We start from the raw sequence: 25,100 nt of genomic DNA on the forward strand, positions 1-25,100 counted from the left end.
TGCCGCAACCCCGGGCAACCTGCCGAGCCACCGGTCAGCGCACAGCCAGAGGCCGCCTTGCGGCGGCCCCAGGTTTGATGCCCCAGTGTTGGTCGAGTCTGTTCTAGTTGGTGTAGACGGGCCCCACGCCCAGTCCCCAGATGATCACCGTGGCGGCCATGATCGCCACCAGTACCACAAGGCCTACCGCCAGCACCGAGCTGGAGAACAGGAAGCCTTCGTCGGACGGTATGTTCATGAACGTCGGCAAACCGACGTACAACAGGTACACGGTGTAACAGATGGCGGCCGTGCCGATCAGCATGCCCAGCCACAGGTGAGGGTACAGCGCCGCCAGGCCGCCGATGAACAACGGTGTGGCGGTGTAGGTGGCAAAGGCGATGCACTGAGCCATGGACGGGTTGGCATCATAGGTGCGGGCCATCCAGTGGATGAACGCCCCCATTACCGCCACCCCGGCAAGCATCGCCAGGTACGACATGATGCTCATCCAGATGGCGCTTTCCATGGTCAGCATCACCGCTGGCCGGTCGCCGATTACCCAGCCGACCTGGGTTGTACCGATGAACGCCGAAACGGCGGGGATCGCAGCCAGGATCAGGGTGTGCGTCAGGTACATGTGGCTGATGGTTTCTTCTTCGCCACGAATTTCCCGCCATTCCTGGTCGGGATGGGTAAACAGCCCCACAACGTGATGAATCATGCCGATCACTCCTCTCAATGTTGCCAAACGCCCCCCAGATGGAGCGCAAGCGGCCCTAGGCCCGAACACCGAAGCAAGCGGTAATGTGGCCTTATGTCGCAGTATAGGAAGCGGTTACCCGCATAAACCGTGCTTTTTAGAGCAAATTGCGCTGTAAGGCGCGCTGTTGATTACAATGAAGTCTTTATCGGAATGCCTACAGCGCCGCCGCGTTTGTGCGTAAAATAGTCGGCTTTTGTCACACCTCGCGGATCCAAGCGCTATGGGCACCCTCTCGGTCAACCAGAACAAACTGCAAAAACGCCTGCGTCGTCTCGCCGGCGAAGCCATCACCGACTACAACATGATCGAGGATGGCGACAAGGTCATGGTCTGCCTGTCCGGCGGCAAGGACAGCTACACCATGCTCGACGTTCTGTTGCACCTGCAGAAGGTGGCACCGATCAAGTTCGAGATCGTCGCGGTGAACATGGACCAGAAGCAGCCGGGGTTCCCCGAGCATGTGCTGCCGGCCTACCTGAAGGAACTGGGTGTCGAGTACCACATTGTCGAGAAGGACACCTATTCGGTGGTCAAGGAGCTTGTCCCCGAGGGCAAGACCACCTGCTCGCTGTGTTCGCGCCTGCGCCGTGGCACCCTGTACACCTTTGCCGACGAAATCGGCGCGACCAAGATGGCGCTGGGGCACCACCGCGACGATATCGTCGAAACCTTCTTCCTCAACATGTTCTTCAACGGCGCGCTCAAGGGTATGCCGCCGAAGCTGCGCGCCGACGATGGCCGCAATGTGGTGATCCGCCCGCTGGCCTACTGCAGCGAGAAGGATATCCAGGCCTACTCGGACATGAAGGAATTCCCGATCATCCCGTGCAACCTGTGCGGTTCGCAGGAAAACCTGCAGCGCCAGGTGGTCAAGGACATGCTGGTGGAGTGGGAGCGCAAGCACCCGGGGCGTACCGAGAGCATCTTCCGTGCCCTGCAGAACGTGGCACCGTCGCAGTTGGCCGACCGCAACCTGTTCGACTTCACCAGCCTGAAGATCGACGAGAATGCCACTCCGCGTTTCCTTGACGTGCTGAACATCTGAGCCCATGCGCGATTACCAGTGGTTGCACGAGTACTGCCTGAACCGCTTCGGCTCGGCTCAGGCCCTGGAGGCCTTCCTGCCGCAGCCGCGCACACCGGCGCAACTGCGTGATATCAGCGACGACCGCTACCTTTCGACCTTGGCCCTGCGCGTGTTCCGCGCCGGGCTCAAGCACAGCCTGGTGGATGCCAAGTGGCCGGCGTTCGAGCAGGTGTTCTTCGGCTTCGACCCGGAGAAGGTGGTATTGATGGGCGCCGAGCACCTCGAGCGGCTGATGCACGACGAGCGCATCATTCGCCACCTGGGCAAGCTCAAGAGCGTGCCGCGCAATGCGCAGATGGTTCTTGACGTGGCCAAGGAGAAGGGCAGTTTCGGCGCCTTCATCGCCGACTGGCCGGTGACCGACATCGTCGGTTTGTGGAAGTACCTGGCCAAGCACGGCAACCAGCTGGGCGGGTTGTCGGCACCGCGTTTCTTGCGCATGGTCGGCAAGGACACGTTCATCCCTACCGATGACATGGCTGCGGCGTTGATTGCGCAGAAGGTGGTCGACAAGCCGCCGACCAGCCAGCGGGACCTGGCCCTGGTGCAGCAGGCGTTCAACCAGTGGCATGCGGAGAGTGGGCGGCCGCTGTGCCAGTTGTCGGTGATGCTGGCGCATACCGTCAACCATTGAGAGTTGTGCTGGCCCCTTCGCGGGCATGCCCGCTCCCACAGGTACAGCGCCGACCTCAAGTGTGGCGCGAACCCTGTGGGAGCGGGCAAGCCCGCGAAGAATCTAACTGCCTTCGCCCGCCATGCGCCGCTCATGCTGGAACTTCCAGCGCACATACAGCAGCCCGGAAATGAACAGCCCCAGGCTCACCAGTACTTCAACCCAGCCAAATACCGCCCGCGCCGGGTCGAACGCCGCCAGCACGCCCTTGATGAAATAGATATTCACCACGAAGCAGCTCCAGGCATGTGCCCGGGCGCTGCCTGTCAGCATGCCCGGCAGCAACAGCAGCAACGGCACCAGTTCGATCGCCAGGATCACCTCGACCCGCGCCCCGTGCAGGTTGGCGAACCACAGGTTGTTCGCCACCAGCAGGGCGATCAGGCCGAAGAAGAATGCCAGGCTCAGCGCCCGCGTCAGGCGCAGGCGAGGCGCCAGCCACTCAAGCGGCGGCAATACCTTGGGCTTCTTAGCCACGTGCAGCCTCCAGGGCCTTTGCAGTGGTCGCCAGGCGTTGGCCAAGGGCGCGGCACAGGGCTATCTCGTGCTGGTCGAGCTCGCGCTTGCCATCGGCGCCAGCATGATGGCTGGCGCCATACGGGGTGCCGCCGCCACGGGTATCGAGCAATGCCGATTCGCTGTACGGCAGGCCCATCACCAGCATGCCGTGGTGCATCAGCGGCAGCATCATCGACAGCAGAGTGGTTTCCTGCCCGCCGTGCAGGCTGGCGGTAGAGGTGAACACGCCTGCCGGCTTGCCGACCAGTTCACCGCCCAGCCACAGGCTGCTGGTGCCATCCAGGAAGTACTTGAGCGGCGCCGCCATGTTGCCGAAGCGGGTCGGGCTGCCCAGTACCAGGCCGGCGCAGTGGCGCAGGTCATCCAGGGTGGCGTACAGCGCACCATTGGCAGGGATGTCCGGGGCCACTGCTTCGCACTCGGTGGAAATCGCCGGTACCGTGCGCAGGCGGGCTTCCATGCCGGCCAGCTCGATGCCGCGGGCGATGTGCCGGGCCATCTCGCTGGTCGACCCATGGCGGCTGTAATACAGCACCAGGATGTAGGGCTCGCTCACGGCAGGATCTCCAGTACTTTCTCGGGTGGTCGGCCGACTACGGCCTTGTCGCCAGCGATGAAGATCGGCCGCTCGATCAGTTTGGGGTGCCGGGCCATGGCGTCGATCAGTTGCGCGTCGGTAAGCGACGGGTCGGCCAGGTTCAGCTCCTCGTACTCGTCCTCGCCGGTACGCAGCAGCTGGCGCGGGGCGATGCCCAGCTTGCCGAGCAGAGACTTCAGGGTGGCCGCGTCGGGCGGGGTCTCGAGGTAGCGCACGATTGTCGGCGCCAGGCCGCGAGCTTCGAGCAGTTCCAGGGCGCCGCGGGATTTCGAGCAGCGCGGGTTATGATAGAGCGTGAGGTCGGTCATGTCGGGTCGCATCCAGCAGGGTGTGGCGGCTATTCTAACCGCAGCGACTGACCAATTTGCTTTAAAACTCGAGAAGGATTGACCCATGGCAAGGCGTCTGGCAGCAGTACTGGCCATCACCGCGAGCCTGTTGCTCGGTGGTTGCGGTGCCGATTATGGCGTGGACCAACACGGTAAGACGGTTAAGGCCGAACAAATCGACGGGCACTGGCTGGTGCTCAACTACTGGGCCGAATGGTGCGGGCCGTGCCGTACCGAAATCCCTGAACTGAACGCGGCAGCCAAGCAGTGGGCGGCCGATGGTATCAAGGTGGTGGGGGTGAACTTCGATGGCTTGCAAGGGCAGGAGCTGAAGCAGGCTGCCGAAACCCTGGGGATCGCTTTCACCGTATTGGCGCAGGACCCGGCCGAGCGCTATGACCTGCCGCGTAGCGAGGCATTGCCGGTGACCTATATCATCGATGACAAGGGCAAGGTGCGGGAACAATTGATGGGCGAGCAGACCCTGGAAGGGCTGCAGGCCAGGATCAAGGCACTGAAGGGCGCCTGATGCATTTTGGGGCTGCTTTGCAGCCCATCGCGACACAAGGCCGCTCCTACAGGGGGATGCGATCTCCTGTAGGAGCGGCCTTGTGTCGCGATGGGCCGCACAGCGGCCCCGGCAATATTCAGCCTTCCTCAGGCCAGAAGCGCAGTGGCTTGCCTTCGGCCGGCCAGAAACGCATCTGCTCGATAGGCGACACATCCCAGCGCTGCACTGTTTCCAGCGCCTGCAGGAAGCGTTTTTCCTGTTCCATCAACGCCGGCGCGCAGAGCTTGCGGGTCTTGCCGACCTTGCCGAAGCTAAGGTGCTCGCCGTCCAGTGTGTATGGCGCGAACCAGTGGTTGCAGCCGCCATTGCCATAGGCACGGCCATCGCTGGCCAAGGTCAGGGTCAGGTGGCTGTAGTCGATCAGCGGCCGTTCGCCAATCCACTCCAGCACATAGCTGCGCTCCTGCTGCAGCTTGGAAGGTTCTGCGGCGCAGCCGAGCAGGCCGGTGGCAATCAGCACGCCGGTCAGCAGATTTTTCACTCGGCGCTCTCCTGGCAACGCGGGCACAGGTGTTTTTCGCCACGGCTGGCCCAGCCCAGCTCGGCAATGCGTGCGCTGGCGGCAGGCTGGCGGGCTTTCTTGCCCAGCTTGGCGTCCACCGCGAACTCGAAGTCCAGCACGGCGTCGCAGCTGTCGCACGCGACCTGCCAGGTGAGGATTTCCAGCTCGTTGAACACCGGGCCGCTGGCCACGGCAACCCACTGGCCGCGCGGGTTGATCAGGTGGCGCACGCTCTCCACTGTCAGGCGCATGGACAAGTCCTTGCTGCCCTTGAGGGTGACCAGCAGGGTGTCGCCTTTGTGCATCGAGCCGCCGTTGCCGGTGACCTGGTAGCGGCCCGGCACCAGGGCGCGGCACTCGATCAGGGTATGTTGCGGGTTGAAAAGGGTGTAGCGGAAATCGTGCTCGACCATGGGTCCTCCAGAAATGCCGCGTATCCTAGCACTAACCCATCACCAGATTCTGTGGATTGCCTGCCGCCCAGCGGTTGATGTTGTCCAGCGTGGTCGCGGCGATGGCATCCAGTGCCTCGCGGGTAAGGAACGCCTGGTGGGCAGTGATGATCACGTTTGGGAAGGTCAGCAGACGGGCCAGCACGTCGTCCTGCAGCGGCAGGTCGGAGCGGTCCTCGAAGAACAGCTGGGCTTCTTCTTCGTATACGTCCAGGCCCAGGTAGCCGAGCTGACCGCTCTTCAGCGCGTCGATCAGCGCCGGGGTGTCGACCAGCGCGCCGCGGCCGGTGTTGATCAGCATGGCGCCGGGCTGCAGCTGGGCCAGGCTTTGTGCATTGATAAGGTGCCGGGTGTGCTCGGTCAGCGGGCAGTGCAGGCTGATGACGCGCGCTTCACGCAGCAACTCGGGCAATGGCAGGTAGCGCGCGCCCAAGGCCAGCAGCTCGGGGTTGGGGTAAGGGTCATAGGCCAGCAACTGGCAGCCGAAACCGGCCATGATGCGGGCAAAGGCGGTGCCGATCTGGCCGGTACCGACCACGCCGACGGTCTTGTCGTGCAGGTCGAAGCCGGTCAGCCCGTGCAGGGTGAAGTCACCCTCGCGGGTGCGGTTGTAGGCCCGGTGCAGGCGCCGGTTCAGGGCCAGGATCAGCGCCACGGCGTGTTCGGCCACGGCGTGCGGCGAGTAGGCCGGCACTCGCACTACGGTCAGGCCCAGGCGCTGGGCGGCGGCCAGGTCGACATGGTTGTAGCCGGCCGAGCGCAGGGCGACCAGGCGCGTGCCGCCTGCGGCCAGGCGCTGCAGCACCTGGGCGTCGAGCTCGTCATTGATGAAGGCGCAGACCACCTCGTAGCCATCGGCCAGGGTAGCGGTATCGAGGGTCAGGCGGGCGGGCTGGAAGTGCAGGTCCAGTGTGGTGCCGCTGGCGGCACGGGTGAAGCTTTCCTGGTCGTAGTGCTGGCTGCTGAACAACAGGGCGCGCATGGTGGGTTCCTTTTCCAGTGCAGGAGGTACAGCATACCTTGAATATGGCGCGGGCCACTGTGGGAGCGGGCGTGCCCGCGAAGAAGACTTCGCGATGGATGGCACGGGCTTCGCCCATGTTCGCGGGCACGCCCGCTCCCACAGGGAACTGTGTCAGGCGCTCAGTCTGGCCTGCGCCGCCAGGCGGTTGATTGCCGCATCCAGTTCGTCCAGTGCCTGCTGTGCCAGCGGGTTTTCCTGCTTGAGCAAGGTTTCGCTGCGCTGGCACGCGGCCCGCAACTGCGGGACGCCGCAATAACGTGAGGCGCCGTTCAGGCGGTGCACCTGTTCGATCAGGCGGTTGCGGTCGTCGGCCTCGCGGGCGGCGCGTATGGCTTCGCGGTCGGCTTCCAGCGAGCCCAGCAGCATGCTTAGCATATCGGCCGCCAGGTCCGCTTTGCCGGCGGCCAGGCGCAGGCCTTCCTCAGGGTCCAGCACCTTCAGGTCATCACCGTTGGCCAGTTGCTCGGCCAGGCGTTCCTGCTCTGGCGCACCCAGGCTCAGGCCGGTCCATTTCATTACCACCTGGGCCAGCTGCCGTTCGCTGATTGGCTTGGTCAGGTAGTCGTCCATGCCTCCATGCAGCAACGCGCGTTTCTCGTTGGCCATGGCGTGGGCGGTGAGGGCGACGATCGGCAACGGGTCGCCGCTTTGGGTGTTTTCCCACAGGCGGATCTGCTCGGTGCAGGCGCGGCCGTCCATGCCGGGCATCTGCACGTCCATCAGCACCAGGTCGAACGGTTCGTTCTGTACCGCCTGTACTGCCGCATAGCCGTTGTCGACGGCCAGCACCTCGGCGCCCAGGTCTTCGAGCAGGGTCTGCACCAGCAGTAGGTTGGCGGGGTTGTCGTCGACGCAGAGAATCTTCGGCTGGCGCTGGCCGTTGATGCTGTTCACCTCGCCCTGCGGGCGGCGCGGTTGCACCAGTTCCAGCAACAGGCGGCGCAGTTTGCGCGTGCAGGTCGGCTTGGACAGCAACTGGCCATGGCCGTTGGGCAGGTACGGGTGGTACAGCGCCTGCTCGGTGGTCGGGCACAGCACCACGTACTGGCAATGGTAGCGCTCGAGCTGCTGATGGTAATGGCCCAGCTGCTCGGGCGACAGGTTGCCAAGGTTGGCCCCGAGCACGGCGAACTCGAACGGCAGGCCGGCCTGGCTGGCGGCTTGCACGCCCTGCAGCAGTTGGTCGAAGGAGGCGAACAGGCTGACGCTGAGGCCGAAGTCTTCCAGCTGGTGCTCCAACGCCTGGCGCGCCAGTTCGTGGCCATCGACGATGGCTGCGCGGCGGCCCAGCAGCGGTTGCAGCGGCAGCTCCTCGACACCATCGTGGGCCTTGGGCAGGTTGAGGCTGATCCAGAACTGCGAACCCTCGCCCGGGGTGCTGTCGACGCCGATTTCGCCGCCCATCTGCTCGATCAGGCGCTTGGAAATCACCAGCCCCAGGCCGGTGCCGCCAGGCTGGCGGGCCAGCGAGTTGTCGGCCTGGCTGAAGGCCTGGAACAGCGTACGCACATCCTGCGGCGACAAGCCGATGCCGGTGTCCTGCACGCTGATGCGCAGCTGCGCACTGTCCTCGTGCTCATCTTCGAGCATGGCGCGTACGACGATGGTGCCCTCGCGGGTGAACTTGATTGCGTTGCTGACCAGGTTGGTAAGGATCTGCTTGAGCCGCAACGGGTCGCCGATCAGCGACGACGGGGTATCGCGGTAGATCAGGCTGAGCAGTTCCAGCTGCTTGGCGTGGGCGGCCGGGGCGAGGATGGTCAGGGTGTCCTGGATCAGGTCGCGCAGGTTGAAGGGGATGCTGTCGAGCACCAGTTTGCCGGCCTCGATCTTGGAGAAGTCGAGGATCTCGTTGATGATCCCGAGCAGGTTGTCGGCAGACTTCTCGATGGTGCTCAGGTAGTCGAGCTGGCGCGGTGTCAGCTCGCTTTTTTGCAGCAGGTGGGTGAAACCGAGGATACCGTTGAGCGGGGTGCGGATTTCGTGGCTCATGTTGGCCAGGAACTCCGACTTGATGCGGCTGGCCTCCAGGGCTTCCTTGCGCGCCATGTCCAGCTCGATGTTCTGGATCTCGATGGTTTCCAGGTTCTGGCGTACGTCCTCGGTGGCCTGGTCGATGCTGTGCTGCAGTTCTTCGTGGGCGTTGTGAAGGGTTTCGGCCATGCGGTTGATGCCGCGCGCCAGCTCGTCCAGCTCATGGCTGCCCATGGCCGGCAGGCGTTCCTCGAGGTGGCCGTCCTTGAGCTGGTTGACCGCATGCTTGATGCGCTTGATCGGGTCGTTGATGGTGCGGCTCATGCGCAGTGCCAGCAGGCCGCTGAGCACCAGGCAGGCGAGAATCAGCAACAGGCTGGTGAACAGGTTGCGGTAGCCGCGCAGCAGGGTGCCGTCGTGGGACAGCTCGATCTCGACCCAGCCCAGCAGGCGTTCGGCTTCGGTCGGCACGGCATCGGTGGCCAGGTCGCGGTGGTGGCCGAACACTGGCATCAGATAGCGGGTGGCGTCATTGCCGCTGCGTTGCAGCAGCTGGGTGCCGGTGCCGCCGCTGGGCGGCTGGTTGAGCATGCTCGGGCCGGCATGGGCCAGGCGCGTGCGGTCCGGGGCCAGAAAGGCGACTGCGCGCACATCGGCCTGCTCCAGTGTTTGTGCGGCAATGCGCTCAAGTTGTGCCGGTGCCAGCTTGGCCATGGCGGGCGCGGCCAACGGCGCCAGCTGCTCGGCGATCATCTTGCCGCGTTGCAGCAGCTGGGTGCGCAGGTCGTTCTGTTGCAGCCAGGTGAAGTAACTACCCAGCACCAATGCCATCAGGCCGGCCGGCAGCAGGGCCAGCAGCAGGACCCGGCTGCGAATTCCCAAGCGATCGAGCACACTCGCCTCCTGTCATGTGCCTGGACACCGTCAAGCGATGACGGCCAAGCCGGGAAGTTACTCCGCCTGCCGTGCTATTGCACCTCTTTAGTACGTGTTTTGTGCCCTTGCAGCGGCATTGGTCGCAGGGCGGTTGCCTGGCAGGCGCTGGATACTCAATAATCACCCAATTGAGAATGCATGGCAGTTGCCAATGAATCCTGTAGCTATTCACAACTCCAATATCCTCGCCATCGAGGATGATCCGGTCCTCGGTGCCTATCTGCACGAAGAGCTGCAGCGCGGCGGCTTCCAGGTGACTTGGTGCCGCAACGGCCTGGAGGGCCTTGAAACGGCGGGACGCCATGCTTTCGACGTGGTGCTCATGGACATCCTGCTGCCCGGGCTAAACGGCCTGGATGCCCTGGCGCAGTTGCGCAAGCGCAGCGCCACGCCGGTGATCCTGATGTCGGCGCTAGGTGCCGAAGCCGACCGCATCAGCGGCTTCCAGCGTGGTGCCGACGACTACCTGCCCAAGCCGTTCAGCATGGCAGAGCTGCGGGTGCGCATCGAGGCTATCCTGCGCCGTGTGGCCCTCGAGCGGCGCCATCACGCCCCGCAGGTGCAGGAAGGCGGTGGCGAGTTGCAATATGACGAGGCGCTGTGCGACGTGCGCCTGGATGGCCACCTGGCCGGCCTGACACCCAGCGAATACCGCCTGCTCGACATTCTCAACCGCAACCTCGACGAAGTCCTGAGCAAGCCGTTCCTTTACCAGCAAGTGCTACAACGAGGCTATTCGCGGCATGACCGCAGCCTGGACATGCACGTCAGCCAGATACGCCGCAAGCTCAAGGGCATCGGCTATCACGAACGGCAGATCCGTACCGTGTGGGGCAAGGGCTACGTGCTCAGCGCCAGCGAGGCGGAGTAACCCATGCTCGACCGCCATTCGCTGTTCTGGAAGCTGGCGATCCTGCTGGTGGGCTTCTGCCTGCTGATGATCGGCCTCAGTTACACCTGGGGTCGGCACATGGAGACCCAGAACGCCTTCCTTTCGGAGCCGGCGCGGCAGGCTTTGCGTGGCTATGCCGCCGAGGCAGAGCAGGCATGGCGCAGTGGTGGGCGGGCAGGGCTGGACCGCTGGGTGGCGACGATGCACCAGCGCGAACGCGGCTGGGTTGGCGTGCTCGACCTGAACCTGCGGCCGCTCGACAGCGCCAGCCTCGACCCGCAGATCATGCAGCGGTTGACCCGCCTGCGCGGTGTCGACTGGCCGATGAGCCGGCGCAGTGTCGACCAGCCTTGGTTGCGCATACCGTTCCCGGGGGCACCGGAGCAGGGCATGTTGGTGATCGAACTGCCGCAGCGCTTCAACCCCGGCCAGTACCGGATGCTGTGGCGTATCGTCACCAACGGCATTATCCCGGGTCTGTTCACCCTGCTGTTGTGTGTTGGCCTTTATCGCATGCTGATCGTGCCGTTGAACCAATTGCGCGAGCAGGCCAATGCCTGGCGCGCCGACCAGTTGTCGGCTCGCCTGGACTCACGCACCATCGCCCGGCATGACGAGCTGGGTGAACTGGCCCGTGCCTTCGACCAGATGGCCGAGCGGCTGCAGGGCACGGTAGCCATGCAGCAGCAGTTGCTGCGTGATCTGTCTCACGAAATGCGTACGCCACTCAGCCGGCTGCGGGTGGCCTGCGATGGCGAAACCGACCTGCTGCGCCTGCGTGAACGCCTGGCGCGGGAGGTGGACTGCATGCAGCAGTTGGTCGAGGATACCCTGCAACTGGCCTGGCAGGACGCCGAACGTGCGCCGATGAACCTTGAGCCGATCGAGGTGCAGGCGCTGTGGGAGCTGCTGGCCGAGAATGCCAGGTACGAAAGCGGCTGGGCACCGGCGCGGCTGCGCTGCGAAGTGCCGGCGGACTGCTGGGTGCAGGGCAACCTGAACTACCTGGCCCAGGCGCTGGAGAACATGTTGCGCAATGCCATTCGTCACTCGCCGGCCGAGGGTGTGGTGCGCCTCGGTGGGCAGCGTGAAGGCGAGTATTGGCGGTTGTGGCTGGAAGACGAAGGCGGTGGCGTGGCTGAAGAAGACCTGGAGCGGATCTTTGCACCGTTCTCACGGCTGGACGGTTCGCGGCCCGGGGATGGTGGTTTCGGCCTGGGGCTGAGCATCGCCCGCAGTGCCATCCAGCGTCAGGGTGGCACCTTGTGGGCGCAGAATGGCAAACGCGGGCTGCGGTTGTGGATGCGCTTGCCAATACATGTCCCGGCCCCTTCGCGGGTGAACCCGCTCCCACAGGTTCATCACTACTCTTGAGGCTAGTGGAGTCCCTGTGGGAGCGGGTTCACCCGCGAAAGGGCCGGAACAGGCTATCGATATAGCTTGTAGCTATATTCATCACAGATTGCGTGATATGGCCGGGAAGGGTTTGCCGGTATGATAGGCACCCCTGCCGTCCGGATTGTGAAATACGCCATGACCTTGCAGTACCCAACCATCGCCGATTGCGTCGGCAATACGCCCCTGGTTCGCCTGCAGCGTATCGCTGGCGAAACCAGCAACACCCTCCTGCTCAAGCTCGAAGGTAACAATCCCGCCGGCTCGGTGAAGGACCGCCCGGCATTGTCGATGATCACCCGCGCCGAACTGCGCGGCCAGATCAAGCCCGGCGATACCCTGATCGAAGCCACCTCCGGCAACACCGGCATCGCCCTGGCGATGGCTGCGGCGATCAAGGGCTACAAGATGATCCTGATCATGCCTGACAATTCCACCGCCGAGCGCAAAGCCGCCATGACCGCCTACGGCGCCGAGCTGATCCTGGTGACCAAGGAAGAGGGTATGGAGGGCGCCCGTGACCTGGCCGAGAAGCTGCAGGCCGAAGGCCGCGGCCTGGTGCTGGACCAGTTCGCCAATGGCGACAACCCCATCGCCCACTACAACAGCACCGGCCCCGAGATTTGGCAGCAGACCCAGGGCACCATCACCCATTTCGTCAGCTCCATGGGTACCACCGGTACCATCATGGGCTGCTCGCAGTACCTCAAGGAACAAAACCCGGCGGTGCAGATCATTGGCCTGCAACCAATGGAGGGCTCGGCAATTCCGGGCATCCGCCGCTGGCCCGAGGAATACCTGCCGAAAATCTTCGACGCCAGCCGTGTCGACCGCGTGGTCGACATGTCGCAGCAGGAAGCCGAGGAAACCACCCGCCGCCTTGCCCGTGAAGAGGGCATTTTCTGCGGCGTGTCTTCCGGTGGTGCAGTCGCGGCCATGCTGCGCCTGTCCCGCGAGGTGGAAAATGCCACGATGGTCGCGATCATCTGCGACCGCGGCGACCGTTACCTGTCCACCGGCCTGTTCGACCCGAGCTAAATGTCAAAGAAAAAAAGCAACAGCGGCCTGCGCTTCCAGCCGGCTGGCGGCAACCGCAGCCCCCAGGTCCCGGTGGGCAAGAAGCAGCGCCTGGAAATCGAGCGCCTGGCCGGTGACGGCCGGGGCATTGCCTTCCACGAAGGGCGCACCTGGTTCGTCAGCGGCGCCCTGGCCGGTGAGGCCGTCGAGGCGCGGGTGCTCAATGCCCGTGGCAAAGTGGTCGAGGCCCGCCTGGAGCGCCTGCTGCAGGCCAGCCCCGAACGCCGTCAGGCACCGTGCCGGTATTACGAGCGTTGCGGAGGCTGCAACCTGCAGCACCTGCCGCACGAAGCGCAGCTGGCGCTCAAGCAGCGCACCCTGGCAGAGCAGCTTCAGCGGGTGGCCAGCGTGCAGCCCGAGGAATGGGCCGCACCGCTGAGTGGGCCGGAGTTCGGCTACCGGCGCCGCGCCCGCGTGGCCGTGCGCTGGGACGCCAAGGCGCGTCAGCTGGAGGTCGGCTTCCGTGCCGAAGCCAGCCAGGACATCATTGCCATCGACGATTGCGCGGTGCTGGTACAGCCCTTGCAGTCGATTCTGCGCCATTTACCGACCGTGCTGCGCTCGCTGAGCAAGCCGCAGGCGCTGGGCCATGTGGAACTGTTCAGCGGTACTGCCGAGGCGCTGCTGGTGCGCCATGTCGCGCCGTTGCCCGCCGAAGACCTGGCCAGGCTGCAGGCGTTCTGCGAACAGGCCAATGCCCAGTTGTGGCTGCAGGGCGAAGGGGAGCCGGCGCCAGTGGACCCGGCCGCGCAGCTGGGCTTTGCCTTGGCGCCTTGGCAGTTGGAACTGGCCTGGCGCCCAGGTGACTTCGTACAGGTGAATGCCCAGGTCAACACGGCAATGATAGAGCAGGCGCTGGCCTGGCTCGCACCGCAGGCCGACGAGCGCGTGCTGGACCTGTTCTGCGGCCTGGGCAACTTCGCCCTGCCACTGGCCCGGCAGGCGCGCGAGGTAGTGGCAGTGGAAGGAGTGCAGGCCATGGTCGATCGGGCCGCGGCCAATGCCCGGAACAACAATGTGCATAACGCACGGTTTTTTCAGGCCGATTTATCGCAGCCTTTGGCGGGTGCCGGATGGGCCGCCGAGGGCTTTTCTGCGGTACTCTTGGATCCACCGCGCGACGGTGCTTTCGAGGTGGTGCAAGGCATCGCCCGCCTCAAGGCCAGAAGGCTGGTCTATGTATCGTGCAACCCGGCCACGCTGGCGCGAGACGCGCAGGTGCTGGTCGGCCAGGGGTACCGGTTAAAAAGGGCCGGGATTCTCGACATGTTTCCTCAGACGGCGCATGTCGAGGCCATGGCGTTATTCGAAGCGGGCTAGCTGACTGGCCCCTTGGTGCGGCTTTCATGGAATGGTGGCCGCACGGTGATCGCCAGCGCACCCGTGTGGTGTGCTGTATGGAAAGGTAAAACAAAGATGGTACAGGTGAGAGTGCACCAGCCGGTCAACACCGACGGCAGTATCAATCTCGAAGCATGGTTGGACCATGTGGTAAGCGTCGATTCGGCACTGGATCGCGCAGCGCTGAAAGAGGCCTGCGAGTTTGCCCATGAAGTCGAGAAAAAGGGCAACCCGGCCAAGCATTCCTGGGCGGACGGTACGTCCAGCTTCCAGGCGGGCCTTGAGATCGCGGAAATCCTAGCCGACCTCAAGCTCGACCAGGATTCCCTGGTGGCGGCGGTCATCTACCGCTCGGTGCGCGAGGGCAAGGTGACGCTGGCCGAGGTCAGCCAGCGCTTTGGCCCGGTAGTGTCCAAGCTGATCGACGGTGTGCTGCGCATGGCCGCCATCAGCGCCAGCCTCAGCCCGCGCCAATCGCTGGTGCTGGGCTCGCAGGCGCAGGTCGAGAACCTGCGCAAGATGCTCGTGGCCATGGTCGACGACGTGCGCGTGGCGCTGATCAAGCTGGCCGAGCGCACCTGCGCGATCCGTGCGGTGAAGGCCGCCGACGACGAGAAACGCCTGCGTGTCGCGCGCGAGGTGTTCGATATCTATGCGCCGCTGGCGCACCGCCTGGGTATCGGCCACATCAAGTGGGAGTTGGAAGACCTTTCCTTCCGCTACCTCGAACCCGACCAGTACAAACAGATCGCCAAGCTGCTGCACGAGCGCCGGTTGGACCGCGAGCGGTTCATCAGCGAGGTTATGAACCAGCTGCAGAACGAGCTGCTGGCCACTGGCGTCAAGGCCGACATCAGCGGCCGGGCGAAACATATCTATTCGATCTGGCGCAAGATGCAGCGCAAAGGCCTGGAATTCAGCCAGATCTACGACGTGCGCGCGGTACGCGTGCTGGTGCCGGAAATTCGCGACTGCTACACCGCGTTGGGCATCGTGCATACCCTGTGGCGGCATATCCCCAAGGAGTTCGACGATTACATCGCCAACCCCAAGGAGAACGGCTATCGCTCCCTGCACACCGCGGTGATCGGCCCCGAGGGCAAGGTGCTGGAAGTGCAGATCCGTACCCACGGCATGCACGAGGAAGCCGAGCTTGGGGTATGTGCCCACTGGCGCTACAAGGGCACCGACGTCAAGTCCAGTTCCAACCATTACGAAGAGAAGATCTCCTGGCTGCGCCAGGTGCTGGAGTGGCACGAAGAGCTGGGCGACATCGGTGGCCTGGCCGAGCAGCTGCGGGTCGACATCGAGCCGGACCGGGTCTATGTGTTCACCCCGGACGGCCACGCCATCGACTTGCCAAAAGGTGCCACGCCGCTGGACTTCGCCTACCGCGTGCACACCGAAATCGGCCACAACTGCCGCGGCGCCAAGATCAACGGGCGCATCGTGCCGCTCAACTACAGCCTGCAGACCGGCGAGCAGGTCGAGATCATTACCAGCAAGCACGGCAATCCCAGCCGTGACTGGTTGAACTCCAACCTGGGCTACGTCACTACCTCGCGGGCACGGGCCAAGATCGTACACTGGTTCAAGCTGCAGGCACGCGATCAGAACGTCGCTGCCGGCAAGACCTTGCTCGAACGCGAGCTCAGCCGCCTGGGCCTGCCGCAGGTGGATTTCGAGCGCCTGGCCGAGAAGACCAACGTCAAGACCGCCGAGGACATGTTCGCCTCGCTCGGTGCCGGCGACCTGCGCCTGGCGCACCTGGTCAACGCCGCCCAGCAGCTGCTTGAGCCCGAGCGCATCGAGCAGATCGAACTGGTACCGCGCAAGCCTACCGGGCCGCGTACCGGCAAGCGTGGCGACATCCAGATCCAGGGTGTCGGCAACCTGCTGACGCAGATGGCCGGTTGCTGCCAGCCGCTGCCTGGCGACGCCATCGTCGGCTACATCACTCAGGGCCGCGGTGTGAGCATCCACCGCCAGGACTGCGCTTCGGTGCTGCAGTTGGCGGGCAAGGAACCGGAGCGCATGATCCAGGTAAGCTGGGGGCCGATCCCGGTGCAGACCTACCCGGTCGACATCGTCATCCGTGCCTACGACCGCCCGGGCTTGCTGCGCGATGTGTCGCAAGTGCTGCTGAACGAAAAGATCAACGTGCTGGCGGTGAACACCCGCTCGAACAAGGAAGACAACACCGCGCTGATGTCGCTGACCATCGAGATTCCAGGCCTGGATGCGCTGGGGCGCCTGCTGGGGCGGATCTCGCAGTTGCCCAACATCATCGAGACGCGGCGTAATCGTACACCTTGAGACTGCGGTGCCTGCTTCGCGGGCTTGCCTGCTCCCATAGGCAAGATGCAGATTTCGAAACCTGCATGCATCCTGTGGGAGCGGGCAAGCCCGCGAAGAAGCCACCACCGAAGGACCTGCCTGAATGACCTACACCCTCGAAGACCTGCTGCACCTCATGGCCCGCCTGCGCGACCCGCAGTACGGCTGCCCGTGGGACCTGAAGCAGAACTACGCGAGCATCGTCCCGCACACCATCGAAGAGGCCTACGAGGTTGCCGATACCATCGAGCGTGGCGACTTCGAGCACCTGCAAGGTGAGCTGGGCGACCTGCTGTTCCAGGTGGTCTACTACAGCCAGCTGGCCCGCGAGGAGGGGCGTTTCGAGTTCGACGGCGTGGTCGACAGCATCACCCGCAAGCTCATTCGCCGTCACCCGCATGTATTCCCCACCGGCGAGCTGTATGCGCCGGTGGACACCCCCAGCCTGAACGAGGCCCAGGTCAAGTCACGCTGGGAAGAAATCAAGGCTGAAGAGCGCGCGGAAAAGAGCCAGCCCGAACAGCTGTCGTTGCTCGACGACGTACCAGCGGCATTGCCGGCGTTGTCGCGGGCAGCCAAACTGCAAAAGCGCGCAGCCACGGTTGGTTTCGACTGGCCTGCGGCATTGCCGGTGCTGGACAAGGTGCGCGAAGAGCTGGACGAAGTGCTGCAGGCCATGGCCGACGGCGATGCCGATGCGCTCGAGGATGAAATCGGCGACCTGCTGTTTGCCGCCGTCAACCTGGCCCGCCACCTCAAACATGACCCGGAACACGCCCTGCGCCGTGCCAATCGCAAGTTCGAGCGGCGTTTCCGCTTCATCGAACAGGCATTGCGCGACAGTGGCCGCCCCATCGAAGATTGTAACCTTGATGAACTGGATGCCCTTTGGGGTGAAGCCAAACGTCAGGAAAAGAACCTGCCCAGCTGCGGCTGAGCTGTTGCATAAGTGAGTGAACATTCATGAGCCTTTCCCTTCGCGACCAACTGCTCAAAGCCGGTCTGGTCAACCAGAAACAGGTTTCCCAGGCCAACAAGGCCGAGAAGAAACAGAAACGCCTGGAGCACAAAGGCCAGGTCGAGGTGGACGACAGCCAGCAGCGCATGGCCAAGGAAGCCATGGCCGAGAAAGCCAAGCGTGACCAGGAACTGAACCGCCAGCAGCAGGAAAAAGCCGAGCAGAAGGCCCGCGCGGCGCAGATCAAGCAGTTGATCGAAGCGACTCGCCTGCCGAAGCTGAGCACCGAGGACTACTACAACTTCGTCGACGACAAGAAGGTCAAGCGCATTGCCGTCAATGCTCTGATGCGGACCAAGCTGAGCAATGGTGCGCTGGCCGTGGTGTCGTTTGCCGGCGGCTATGAGGTGATCCCTCGTGAGGCGGCATTGAAGATCCAGGAGCGCGACCCTGGCCGTGTCCTGCTGCTGAACACCCATGTCGAGGAAGCGGACGAGGACGACCCGTACGCAGCCTACAAGATCCCTGATGATCTGATGTGGTAACCACGAAAAACCCCGCCTTGGCGGGGTTTTTCATTTGAAGATGGGTCATTGCGTGGCGCGCTGGTTTTCCAGGTTTTCCAGCTCTGTACGGTACTGATGCGCTTCATGTTCGTTGTGGAACATCCCCACCAGTTGGCCCTGTTGGTGCACATCCCAGATCCGCACACCAGCGGCCAGGCCTTCGTGGGACATTTTCGATTCGTCGCGTTCGGTTACTTGGACTGTCATCGTTAAACTCCACTGTTTCAGTTGGCTGCGACACTGTGTCGCACAACCTCTTTATAGAGTTTGTTAGCAGGCTAAGTAAATAAAACCGGCATGAAACAAGTTTCATGGAAGCCGGAGCGCAATCAAAAAAAAGCCCCGCACAAGGCGGGGCTTCGGGTACTGCTGGCAGCGCTGGCTCAGTTGCCCTTCACCGGCTTGCCATCGACCGTGCCATCCTGCAGCACGATCACGTATTCCTTGCCATCGGTCTCGACCTGGCGCAGTTGCACCAGCAGGTAGTCCCAGTTCTTGGCGAACCACAGCTCGGTGATGCGCTTGCTCTGGCTTGGGTCGCGCACGCGCTCGACCTTCACCGCATCGACCTGGCCAGTCTTGGTAGTGACCTTTTCGGTGCCCAGCACGCGGAAGTCGTAGGTGTCGATCTCGTCACCATCGACCACCTGGTAGGTCATGCTCTTCTTGCCGGCGGCCAAGTCATGTTGCAGGGCCAACTGGTAGGACGACTTGTCCAGCACACCACGGTTCAGCGGCAGGTTGATGGCATCGCCACGGTCGCTGCCGGTGACCTTTTTGCTGTTCCAGTCGAAAGTCAGGTCGACCTTCTTGGCCTTGCCCAGGCCACCACGCTCGAAGTGGTACTTCTGTGGCAGCAGGGTGTCGTTGTCCATGCGCAGGGTGCTTTGCTCGGTCAGGCTGGCGATCATCATGGAAGCCTTGAAATTAAGGTCCCAGGTACCGTTGGCATTCTTGACCAGGCTGCGCTCGGCGGTGCCGCTCATGGGCAGTTGCTTCCAGTCTGCGGTATAGCTGGCCGAGAAAGGCTTCAGATCAGCTGCCTGGAGGGGCAGGGCGAGCACGGCGAGAGCCAAGAGCAGGGCGCGACGCATAAATTCTCCTAGGATCGAATCAAGTGACCGCTGGCCGCCAGTGGCTGGCCATCCAGTAATGCACCCTGTTCGCCAAGACGCAAGCGCCCTTCGGCGAACCAGCGCACCGCCAGCGGGTAAATCAGGTGTTCCTGGCGGTGTACCCGCTGGGCCAGGCTTTCGACGGTGTCGTCAGGCACCACCGGCACCACAGCCTGTACGACCAGAGGGCCGCCATCGAGTTCCTCAGTCACGAAGTGTACGCTGCAGCCGTGCTCGCCGTCGCCTGCCTCCAGCGCCCGACGGTGGGTATGCAAGCCCTTGTACTTGGGCAGCAGCGACGGGTGGATGTTGAGCAGGCGGCCCTGGTAGTGGCGCACGAAGTCGCCACTGAGGATGCGCATGAAACCGGCCAGCACCACCAGGTCGGGGGCGAAACCGTCGATGCGCGCCATCAGCGCGGCATCGAAGGCTTCACGGCCGTCGAACTGGGTGTGCTCGAGCACGACGCTGTCTATGCCGGCCGCCGCGGCGCGTTGCAGGCCGTAGGCATCGGCGCGGTTGGAAACCACTGCACGGATGCGCACCGGGCTGTCCTGGCCTTGGCAGCTGTCGATCAGGGCTTGCAGGTTGCTGCCGGAGCCCGACAGCAGTACCACTACATTGCAGGTCTTGCTTGGCATCAGTGTGCCTTGAGGTTTTGCAGCTCGACCTGGGCAGCGCCTTCGGCGGCTTCGGCGATGTGGCCGATCACCCATGGCTGCTCGCCAGCGGCGCGCAGTTCGTTCAGGGCTGCTTCTACCTGGTCCTGGGCCACGCAGATGACCATGCCGACGCCGCAGTTCAGCACGCGGTGCATTTCATGCTCGTCGACGTTGCCTTTTTCCTGCAGGAAGTCGAATACCGCCGGGCGCTGCCAGCTGGCCACGTCGATGACCGCCTGGGCGTTGGCCGGCAGTACGCGCGGGATGTTGTCCAGCAGGCCGCCACCGGTGATGTGGGCCATGGCCTTGACCGCGCCGGTGTTCTTGATCAGTTGCAGCAGCGGCTTGACGTAGATGCGGGTCGGCGCCATCAGCAGGTCGGTCAGCGGCTTGCCGTCCAGCTGGGTGTTCTCGATGTCGGTGGCGGACACTTCGAGGATCTTGCGGATCAGCGAGTAGCCGTTGGAGTGCGGTCCCGAGGACGGCAGGGCGATCAGTGCGTCGCCGGTGGCAACCTTGGAGCCGTCGATGATCTCGGCCTTTTCCACCACGCCGACGCAGAAGCCGGCCAGATCGTAGTCTTCGCCTTCGTACATGCCAGGCATTTCGGCGGTTTCACCACCGACCAGCGAGCAGCCGGCCAGTTCGCAGCCGGCACCGATGCCGGTGACCACGGTGGCGGCCACGTCGACGTTCAGTTTGCCGGTGGCATAGTAGTCGAGGAAGAACAATGGCTCGGCGCCGCACACTACCAGGTCGTTGACGCACATGGCGACCAGGTCCTGGCCGATGCTGTCGTGCTTGTTCAGGTTCAGTGCCAGACGCAGCTTGGTGCCGACGCCGTCGGTGCCGGAGACCAGCACCGGCTGCTTGTAGCCGGCCGGGATCTCGCAGAGGGCGCCGAAGCCGCCCAGGCCACCCATGACTTCAGGGCGTGCGGTGCGTTTTGCCACGCCCTTGATGCGTTCGACCAGTGCTTCGCCGGCGTCGATGTCTACACCGGCGTCCTTGTAGCTCAGGGAGGGTTGCTTGCTCATTGATCCAGGCCTTTAGGAGGGAGGGATTCTTAAAAACGACCATGACGGCCAAGGCCGGCTGGTAAGCGGCGGCTGCCTGAAACGTCAGTGGTCTGTGAAGGCGCGCGATTTTATCAGGGTTGCCGGGCAGCGGCCATCCTCAGGCCGACGGGCAGGGCATGAAAATAGGTAAAAAGTTGGGGGTGTACGCCACAAGGGCCGCGCCATGCACGCGCAGGCGCTGAACCTGTTGCGGCGAGCACCTGTCAGACCATCACATTTCCCAGGCAATCTCCGCAACCAATCTTTCATCCTCGCGACTGGTTACCTTTCGCCCCCGTGTATAAGGTATAGGCATTGCGGTAAATGGACAGGAATCCTCCATGCGTCTCTTCAATATTCTGGCAGCCGGTTGCCTGGCCCTGATCTCGGCCACTGCCCAGGCTGAAAATGTCACCGGCCTTTACCAGGTGCGCGAGCCGGTGACAGGGCAGGGCGCCGAAGCCCGTGCCGCGGCTACCATCCAGGCTCTCGATACCCTGGTAACGCGCCTGACCGGCGACCCCAAGGCGGCGCAAAGCCCGGCATTGGCCGCTTTGCGCAAGGACCCGCAGCAAATCATCAACCAGGTCGCCAGCGAAGCCGGGCCACCCGAATCGGTGCTGGTCGAGTTCGACCCTGGCAGTACCGAACGGGCCTTGCGCAAGGCCGGCCTGGCATTGTGGGGCAGCAACCGACCCTCGATTCTCGGCTGGTGGCTGAACGACAGTGTCGAAGGCAGCAACCTGGTAGGTGACGGCCAGGCCAGCGCCCAGCCCCTGCGTCGTGCCGCCCAGCACCGTGGCCTGCCGTTGCGGCTGCCGCTGGCCGACCTGCAGGAGCAATTGGTGGCCAATGCCGAGCAGATCGAAGGCAGTGACCCTGCGGCGCTGCGCGAAGCCTCAGGGCGCTACGGCGCCGATGCCTTGCTGGCGGTGCATGCCCGGGAAGCCGACGGCAAATGGCAGGGCAAATGGCAGCTTTGGCTGGGCGACCAGCGTGAACATGGCACTGCCGAGGGTGCCGACCCGGCAGCACTGGCCGACGCCGTGATGCTGGCGCTCAGCAGCAGCCTGGCGCCGCGCTACGTCACCCGCCCGGGCGCCAGCAGCCAGTTGCAGGTGCAAGTGCAGGGGATGAACCTGCAGCGCTACGCCGAGCTGGCCCGCGTGCTCGAACCCTTTGGCCCGCGCCTGCAGATGGCCGAAGGCAGCACCCTGACCTACGGCGTGACCGCCAACCGCGAACAGCTGCGCGCCCAGCTTGGCCTGGCCAAGCTGCAGGAAGTACCGGTAGAGCAGGCGCCCGCTGTGCAGCCCCCTCCAGCTCCGGCAGACGCTGCCGGCGCTGGGCAACCAGTGCCGGCCCAGCCAGCACCCAAGCCGTTCGACGGTTTGCGTTTTCGCTGGTAAGAGGAGCACACCGTGACCGACGTACGTCGTTGGATCTGGCTGGGCGTTGCCCTGCTGGTCGCCGTGCTGCTTTACAGCCTGCACAACATTCTTACCCCGTTCCTGGTCGGCGTGCTGCTGGCCTATCTGGCCGACCCGCTGGTTGACCGCCTGGAGCGCCTGGGGCTGTCGCGCACCTGGGGCGTAGTGGTGGTGTTCGGCCTGTTCACCTTGCTGTTGCTGGCCTTGCTGCTGGTTTTGGTGCCGCTGCTGGCCAAGCAGCTGGTGCGCCTGTACGAACTGGCGCCGCAGATGCTCGACTGGCTCGAGCACGTGGCGCTGCCCTGGGTGCAGAGCCGCCTGGGCCTGGCTGACGGCTTCTGGAAGTTCGACAAGATCAAGGCCGCCATCGGCACGCACATGGGCCAGACCACCGATATCGTCGGTGTGCTGCTGTCCCATGCCACTGCCTCGAGCCTGGCGCTGATGGCCTGGCTGGCCAACATGGTGCTGATCCCGGTGGTGGGTTTCTATCTGCTGCGCGACTGGGACCTGATGATGGCCAAGCTGCGTGGCCTGCTGCCGCGCCAGCGTGAGCCGCAAGTGATGGGCCTTGCAGGCGAATGCCATGAGGTGCTGGGGGCGTTCGTGCGCGGGCAATTGATGGTGATGGTGGCCCTGGGCATCATCTATTCGGCCGGGCTGATGCTGGTGGGGCTGGAACTGGGGCTACTGATCGGCATGCTCGCCGGGTTGGCTGCCATCGTGCCGTACATGGGTTTCATCATCGGCATCGGCGCGGCCTTGGTGGCTGGCCTGTTCCAGTATGGCGGCGACCTGTACCCGATGCTGGGTATCGTCGCAGTGTTCATGGTCGGCCAGGCGCTGGAAGGCATGGTGCTGACCCCGCTGCTGGTCGGTGACCGCATTGGCCTGCACCCGGTTGCGGTGATTTTCGCGATCCTGGCCGGCGGTGAGCTGTTCGGCTTTACCGGGGTGTTGCTGGCGCTGCCGGTGGCGGCGGTGATCATGGTGCTGCTGCGGCATGTGCATGACTTGTACAAGGAATCGGACATGTATGCCGGGGATATCGACCCGGAGTTGTGATCCCAGGGCCGCCTTAATGCCGGCCAGTTAAGAAAATTGGGGCCGCGTTGCGGCCCTTCGCGGGCTTGCCCGCTCCCACAGATGTGTCGCTGAGCCCATGATTTACGCGCCCCCTGTGGGAGCGGACAAGCCCGCGAAGGGTTGCAAAGCAGCCCCAAAATAGCCAAAAAAAGCGCAACTCATTGATTTTACTTGTGCTATCCGCTGCCGTGATTGTGCGCCCCGCGCTGCGGGTATAGACTTTGCACATTGTTCACCAAAGGCCCCCTGCGGTCCTGTCGACCGCCCGCGAGCATGAAACCACCGATCCAGTTGCCCCTGGGTGTGCGCCTGCGCGATGACGCCACCTTCATCAACTACTATCCGGGCGCCAATGCTGCGGCATTGGGCTACGTCGAGCGGCTATGCGAAGCCGACGCCGGCTGGACCGAGAGCCTTATCTACCTGTGGGGCAAGCAAGGTGTTGGCCGTACCCACCTGCTACAGGCCGCTACCCACCGCTTCCAGCAACGCGGCGAGCCAGCCGTCTACCTGCCGCTGGCGCAATTGCTCGATCGTGGCGTAGGGCTGCTCGACTACCTGGCCCAGTACGAACTGGTGTGCATCGACGACCTGCACGTGATCGCCGGCAAGGCTGACTGGGAAGAGGCCATGTTCCACCTGTTCAACCGCCTGCGTGACAGCGGCCGGCGCCTGCTGCTGGCCGCCTCGGCATCGCCGCGCGAACTGCCGATCAAGCTGCCCGACCTGAAGTCGCGGCTGACCCTGGCCCTGGTGTTCCAGATGCGTGGCCTGTCCGATGAAGACAAGCTGCGTGCCCTGCAACTGCGTGCTTCGCGCCGTGGCCTGCACCTTACCGACGAAGTCGGCCACTTCATCCTCACCCGCGGCGCACGCAGCATGAGCGCGTTGTTCGACCTGCTGGAACGCCTCGATCAGGCCTCGTTGCAGGCACAGCGCAAGCTCACCATCCCTTTCCTCAAAGAAACCCTGGGCTGGTAGCCCCGAAAACGCTGGGCCAGAGCGGCAAAACGAAAAAGTCACATCTTTTTCGATAAAATTTGCAAATGGCCATGATAGAGGGCATAGTTTCACCCTTCTAAAGGATTACAGACACGGTCGTGCCCATGCTGAAGCGCTTCGCACCCCTCGTGCCACTCGCACTCGTGACCCTGCTTTTTGGCTGCGCGGCCCAAGGCCCAGCTTCTCATTCAGAGCTGCAGTCCCAGGATCACTCCCCGATCGCCGCACAATCGGCCTTCAAGGCCAAAGCCTCCTCCTCGTCGGTATTCGGCGAGCCGGAAGAGCTGGCTACCGAAGATGACCTGGAGGCCTTCTCCAGCAGCAAGCCTTACCAGTTGCCAGCTCTGGCTGACAGCATTCTCGAGCGCGGCATGTCGCTGATCGGCACTCGCTATCGCTTCGGCGGTACCTCGGAGAAGTCCGGCTTCGACTGCAGTGGTTTCATCGGCTATCTGTTCCGCGAAGAGGCGGGTGTGACCCTGCCGCGTTCCACGCGTGAAATGATCAACGTCGATGCCCCGAAAGTGGCCCGCAACAAACTCAAGCCAGGTGACCTGCTGTTCTTCAGCACCAATGGTCGCGGCCGAGTCAGCCATGCTGGCATTTACCTGGGTGACAACCAGTTCATTCACTCCAGCAGCCGCCGCAGCGGTGGTGTGCGCATCGACAGCCTCGGTGACCGCTACTGGAGCAAGACCTTCATCGAAGCCAAGCGTGCCTTGGCCATGGCGCCGACCACCAATATCGCGCGCAACTGATAGCAAAATGATG

At 63.7% G+C, this 25,100-nt stretch carries 26 protein-coding genes; 14 read left to right on the forward strand and 12 right to left on the reverse strand.

Annotated features, from left to right (window positions below):
• Nucleotides 1–103: 103 nt before the first annotated feature.
• Nucleotides 104–703, reverse strand: a complete 600-nt coding sequence (locus NY023_RS06670) for a Yip1 family protein (protein WP_003252385.1) — start codon at nt 701–703, stop codon at nt 104–106.
• A 262-nt stretch (nt 704–965) separates the two neighbouring features.
• On the opposite strand from NY023_RS06670, the gene ttcA reads away from it, so the two are divergent.
• Both ttcA and NY023_RS06680 read left to right on the forward strand, forming a co-directional pair.
• Nucleotides 966–1,790 carry a tRNA 2-thiocytidine(32) synthetase TtcA gene (gene ttcA / locus NY023_RS06675; protein WP_012270926.1) on the forward strand — a complete coding sequence of 275 codons (825 nt, stop codon included), beginning with the start codon at nt 966–968 and terminating at the stop codon, nt 1,788–1,790.
• Nucleotides 1,791–1,794: 4 nt separating this feature from the next.
• Complete coding sequence (locus NY023_RS06680; protein WP_004375485.1) at nt 1,795–2,466, forward strand: DNA-3-methyladenine glycosylase I; 672 nt, start codon at nt 1,795–1,797, stop codon at nt 2,464–2,466.
• Between the two features lie 102 nt (nt 2,467–2,568).
• On the opposite strand, the gene NY023_RS06685 is transcribed toward NY023_RS06680, so the two are convergent.
• The 3 genes from NY023_RS06685 to arsC are packed head-to-tail and all read right to left on the reverse strand — an operon-like array spanning nt 2,569 to nt 3,930.
• On the reverse strand, nt 2,569–2,982 hold the full coding sequence (locus NY023_RS06685; RefSeq protein ID WP_013971349.1) for a DUF2069 domain-containing protein: 414 nt from the start codon (nt 2,980–2,982) through the stop codon (nt 2,569–2,571).
• A complete protein-coding gene (wrbA, locus tag NY023_RS06690) occupies nt 2,975–3,580 on the reverse strand; it encodes an NAD(P)H:quinone oxidoreductase (RefSeq protein ID WP_013971350.1) in 606 nt (201 codons plus the stop codon). Before wrbA ends, NY023_RS06685 begins: the two co-directional genes overlap by 8 nt.
• Nucleotides 3,577–3,930, reverse strand: a complete 354-nt coding sequence (gene arsC / locus NY023_RS06695; RefSeq protein ID WP_013971351.1) for an arsenate reductase (glutaredoxin) — start codon at nt 3,928–3,930, stop codon at nt 3,577–3,579. The genes wrbA and arsC overlap by 4 nt, the downstream gene beginning before the upstream one ends.
• Before the next feature lie 85 nt (nt 3,931–4,015).
• Between arsC and NY023_RS06700 the strand changes: the two genes are divergently transcribed.
• Nucleotides 4,016–4,480 (forward strand): TlpA disulfide reductase family protein, encoded by a 465-nt coding sequence (locus NY023_RS06700; RefSeq protein WP_013971352.1) that lies wholly within the window; start codon nt 4,016–4,018, stop codon nt 4,478–4,480.
• A 118-nt stretch (nt 4,481–4,598) separates the two neighbouring features.
• On the opposite strand, the gene NY023_RS06705 is transcribed toward NY023_RS06700, so the two are convergent.
• The 4 genes from NY023_RS06705 to NY023_RS06720 all read right to left on the reverse strand — a co-directional run bounded on the left by NY023_RS06705 (nt 4,599) and on the right by NY023_RS06720 (nt 9,368).
• Nucleotides 4,599–5,003: an META domain-containing protein gene (locus NY023_RS06705; protein ID WP_004375489.1), complete on the reverse strand. Its 405-nt coding sequence runs from the start codon at nt 5,001–5,003 to the stop codon at nt 4,599–4,601.
• On the reverse strand, nt 5,000–5,437 hold the full coding sequence (locus NY023_RS06710; protein ID WP_013971353.1) for a hypothetical protein: 438 nt from the start codon (nt 5,435–5,437) through the stop codon (nt 5,000–5,002). Before NY023_RS06710 ends, NY023_RS06705 begins: the two co-directional genes overlap by 4 nt.
• Nucleotides 5,438–5,468: 31 nt before the next feature.
• Nucleotides 5,469–6,458: a 2-hydroxyacid dehydrogenase gene (locus tag NY023_RS06715; RefSeq protein ID WP_013971354.1), complete on the reverse strand. Its 990-nt coding sequence runs from the start codon at nt 6,456–6,458 to the stop codon at nt 5,469–5,471.
• A gap of 153 nt (nt 6,459–6,611) precedes the next feature.
• Complete coding sequence (locus NY023_RS06720) at nt 6,612–9,368, reverse strand: response regulator (RefSeq protein WP_013971355.1); 2,757 nt, start codon at nt 9,366–9,368, stop codon at nt 6,612–6,614.
• A 193-nt stretch (nt 9,369–9,561) separates the two neighbouring features.
• On the opposite strand from NY023_RS06720, the gene NY023_RS06725 reads away from it, so the two are divergent.
• The 7 genes from NY023_RS06725 (at nt 9,562) to NY023_RS06755 (ending at nt 17,955) form a co-directional block, all read left to right on the forward strand.
• On the forward strand, nt 9,562–10,281 hold the full coding sequence (locus tag NY023_RS06725) for a response regulator transcription factor (protein WP_024086407.1): 720 nt from the start codon (nt 9,562–9,564) through the stop codon (nt 10,279–10,281).
• A gap of 3 nt (nt 10,282–10,284) precedes the next feature.
• Nucleotides 10,285–11,676 (forward strand): sensor histidine kinase, encoded by a 1,392-nt coding sequence (locus NY023_RS06730; RefSeq protein WP_013971357.1) that lies wholly within the window; start codon nt 10,285–10,287, stop codon nt 11,674–11,676.
• Between the two features lie 159 nt (nt 11,677–11,835).
• A complete protein-coding gene (gene cysM / locus NY023_RS06735) occupies nt 11,836–12,735 on the forward strand; it encodes a cysteine synthase CysM (RefSeq protein ID WP_023662461.1) in 900 nt (299 codons plus the stop codon).
• Nucleotides 12,736–14,094 carry a 23S rRNA (uracil(1939)-C(5))-methyltransferase RlmD gene (gene rlmD / locus NY023_RS06740; protein ID WP_013971359.1) on the forward strand — a complete coding sequence of 453 codons (1,359 nt, stop codon included), beginning with the start codon at nt 12,736–12,738 and terminating at the stop codon, nt 14,092–14,094.
• A 96-nt stretch (nt 14,095–14,190) separates the two neighbouring features.
• On the forward strand, nt 14,191–16,431 hold the full coding sequence (gene relA, locus NY023_RS06745) for a GTP diphosphokinase (protein ID WP_015269231.1): 2,241 nt from the start codon (nt 14,191–14,193) through the stop codon (nt 16,429–16,431).
• A gap of 124 nt (nt 16,432–16,555) precedes the next feature.
• The gene (gene mazG / locus NY023_RS06750) at nt 16,556–17,389 is read left to right on the forward strand and encodes a nucleoside triphosphate pyrophosphohydrolase (protein ID WP_013971361.1); all 834 of its coding nucleotides are present in this window, start codon (nt 16,556–16,558) and stop codon (nt 17,387–17,389) included.
• A 26-nt stretch (nt 17,390–17,415) separates the two neighbouring features.
• Nucleotides 17,416–17,955, forward strand: a complete 540-nt coding sequence (locus NY023_RS06755; RefSeq protein WP_013971362.1) for a DUF2058 domain-containing protein — start codon at nt 17,416–17,418, stop codon at nt 17,953–17,955.
• 45 nt (nt 17,956–18,000) lie between these two features.
• Here the strand turns inward: NY023_RS06755 and NY023_RS06760 are convergent, their stop codons facing one another.
• From NY023_RS06760 to purM, 4 genes are all read right to left on the reverse strand, one after another.
• Nucleotides 18,001–18,183, reverse strand: a complete 183-nt coding sequence (locus NY023_RS06760; RefSeq protein ID WP_003257734.1) for a hypothetical protein — start codon at nt 18,181–18,183, stop codon at nt 18,001–18,003.
• Between the two features lie 176 nt (nt 18,184–18,359).
• Nucleotides 18,360–19,070 carry a DUF3108 domain-containing protein gene (locus NY023_RS06765; RefSeq protein WP_023662920.1) on the reverse strand — a complete coding sequence of 237 codons (711 nt, stop codon included), beginning with the start codon at nt 19,068–19,070 and terminating at the stop codon, nt 18,360–18,362.
• A gap of 8 nt (nt 19,071–19,078) precedes the next feature.
• A complete protein-coding gene (purN, locus tag NY023_RS06770) occupies nt 19,079–19,732 on the reverse strand; it encodes a phosphoribosylglycinamide formyltransferase (RefSeq protein WP_013971365.1) in 654 nt (217 codons plus the stop codon).
• Nucleotides 19,732–20,790: a phosphoribosylformylglycinamidine cyclo-ligase gene (gene purM / locus NY023_RS06775; protein ID WP_013971366.1), complete on the reverse strand. Its 1,059-nt coding sequence runs from the start codon at nt 20,788–20,790 to the stop codon at nt 19,732–19,734. Before purM ends, purN begins: the two co-directional genes overlap by 1 nt.
• A 362-nt stretch (nt 20,791–21,152) precedes the next feature.
• Here purM and NY023_RS06780 point away from each other — a divergent pair, with 362 nt between their 5' ends.
• The 4 genes from NY023_RS06780 (at nt 21,153) to NY023_RS06795 (ending at nt 25,087) form a co-directional block, all read left to right on the forward strand.
• On the forward strand, nt 21,153–22,220 hold the full coding sequence (locus NY023_RS06780; RefSeq protein ID WP_013971367.1) for a DUF2066 domain-containing protein: 1,068 nt from the start codon (nt 21,153–21,155) through the stop codon (nt 22,218–22,220).
• A 12-nt stretch (nt 22,221–22,232) separates the two neighbouring features.
• Nucleotides 22,233–23,306, forward strand: a complete 1,074-nt coding sequence (locus NY023_RS06785; RefSeq protein WP_013971368.1) for an AI-2E family transporter — start codon at nt 22,233–22,235, stop codon at nt 23,304–23,306.
• A 294-nt stretch (nt 23,307–23,600) separates the two neighbouring features.
• Nucleotides 23,601–24,308, forward strand: a complete 708-nt coding sequence (gene hda, locus NY023_RS06790; RefSeq protein ID WP_013971369.1) for a DnaA regulatory inactivator Hda — start codon at nt 23,601–23,603, stop codon at nt 24,306–24,308.
• A gap of 125 nt (nt 24,309–24,433) precedes the next feature.
• Complete coding sequence (locus tag NY023_RS06795) at nt 24,434–25,087, forward strand: C40 family peptidase (RefSeq protein ID WP_023663125.1); 654 nt, start codon at nt 24,434–24,436, stop codon at nt 25,085–25,087.
• The last annotated feature ends 13 nt before the right edge of the window (nt 25,088–25,100 follow it).

It is taken from the genome of Pseudomonas sp. NBB, from assembly GCF_032701105.1.
GTDB lineage: Bacteria > Pseudomonadota > Gammaproteobacteria > Pseudomonadales > Pseudomonadaceae > Aquipseudomonas > Aquipseudomonas asiatica.

Bases quoted from the DNA above. Each gene is read 5' to 3' on its own strand.
- NY023_RS06670 (WP_003252385.1), bottom strand. From the start codon at position 703: ATGATTCATCACGTTGTGGGGCTGTTTACCCATCCCGACCAGGAATGG.
- ttcA (WP_012270926.1), top strand. From the start codon at position 966: ATGGGCACCCTCTCGGTCAACCAGAACAAACTGCAAAAACGCCTGCGT.
- NY023_RS06680 (WP_004375485.1), top strand. From the start codon at position 1,795: ATGCGCGATTACCAGTGGTTGCACGAGTACTGCCTGAACCGCTTCGGC.
- arsC (WP_013971351.1), bottom strand. From the start codon at position 3,930: ATGACCGACCTCACGCTCTATCATAACCCGCGCTGCTCGAAATCCCGC.
- NY023_RS06700 (WP_013971352.1), top strand. From the start codon at position 4,016: ATGGCAAGGCGTCTGGCAGCAGTACTGGCCATCACCGCGAGCCTGTTG.
- NY023_RS06710 (WP_013971353.1), bottom strand. From the start codon at position 5,437: ATGGTCGAGCACGATTTCCGCTACACCCTTTTCAACCCGCAACATACC.
- NY023_RS06715 (WP_013971354.1), bottom strand. From the start codon at position 6,458: ATGCGCGCCCTGTTGTTCAGCAGCCAGCACTACGACCAGGAAAGCTTC.
- NY023_RS06725 (WP_024086407.1), top strand. From the start codon at position 9,562: ATGAATCCTGTAGCTATTCACAACTCCAATATCCTCGCCATCGAGGAT.
- NY023_RS06730 (WP_013971357.1), top strand. From the start codon at position 10,285: ATGCTCGACCGCCATTCGCTGTTCTGGAAGCTGGCGATCCTGCTGGTG.
- cysM (WP_023662461.1), top strand. From the start codon at position 11,836: ATGACCTTGCAGTACCCAACCATCGCCGATTGCGTCGGCAATACGCCC.
- rlmD (WP_013971359.1), top strand. From the start codon at position 12,736: ATGTCAAAGAAAAAAAGCAACAGCGGCCTGCGCTTCCAGCCGGCTGGC.
- relA (WP_015269231.1), top strand. From the start codon at position 14,191: ATGGTACAGGTGAGAGTGCACCAGCCGGTCAACACCGACGGCAGTATC.
- mazG (WP_013971361.1), top strand. From the start codon at position 16,556: ATGACCTACACCCTCGAAGACCTGCTGCACCTCATGGCCCGCCTGCGC.
- NY023_RS06755 (WP_013971362.1), top strand. From the start codon at position 17,416: ATGAGCCTTTCCCTTCGCGACCAACTGCTCAAAGCCGGTCTGGTCAAC.
- NY023_RS06760 (WP_003257734.1), bottom strand. From the start codon at position 18,183: ATGACAGTCCAAGTAACCGAACGCGACGAATCGAAAATGTCCCACGAA.
- NY023_RS06765 (WP_023662920.1), bottom strand. From the start codon at position 19,070: ATGCGTCGCGCCCTGCTCTTGGCTCTCGCCGTGCTCGCCCTGCCCCTC.
- purN (WP_013971365.1), bottom strand. From the start codon at position 19,732: ATGCCAAGCAAGACCTGCAATGTAGTGGTACTGCTGTCGGGCTCCGGC.
- purM (WP_013971366.1), bottom strand. From the start codon at position 20,790: ATGAGCAAGCAACCCTCCCTGAGCTACAAGGACGCCGGTGTAGACATC.
- NY023_RS06780 (WP_013971367.1), top strand. From the start codon at position 21,153: ATGCGTCTCTTCAATATTCTGGCAGCCGGTTGCCTGGCCCTGATCTCG.
- hda (WP_013971369.1), top strand. From the start codon at position 23,601: ATGAAACCACCGATCCAGTTGCCCCTGGGTGTGCGCCTGCGCGATGAC.
- NY023_RS06795 (WP_023663125.1), top strand. From the start codon at position 24,434: ATGCTGAAGCGCTTCGCACCCCTCGTGCCACTCGCACTCGTGACCCTG.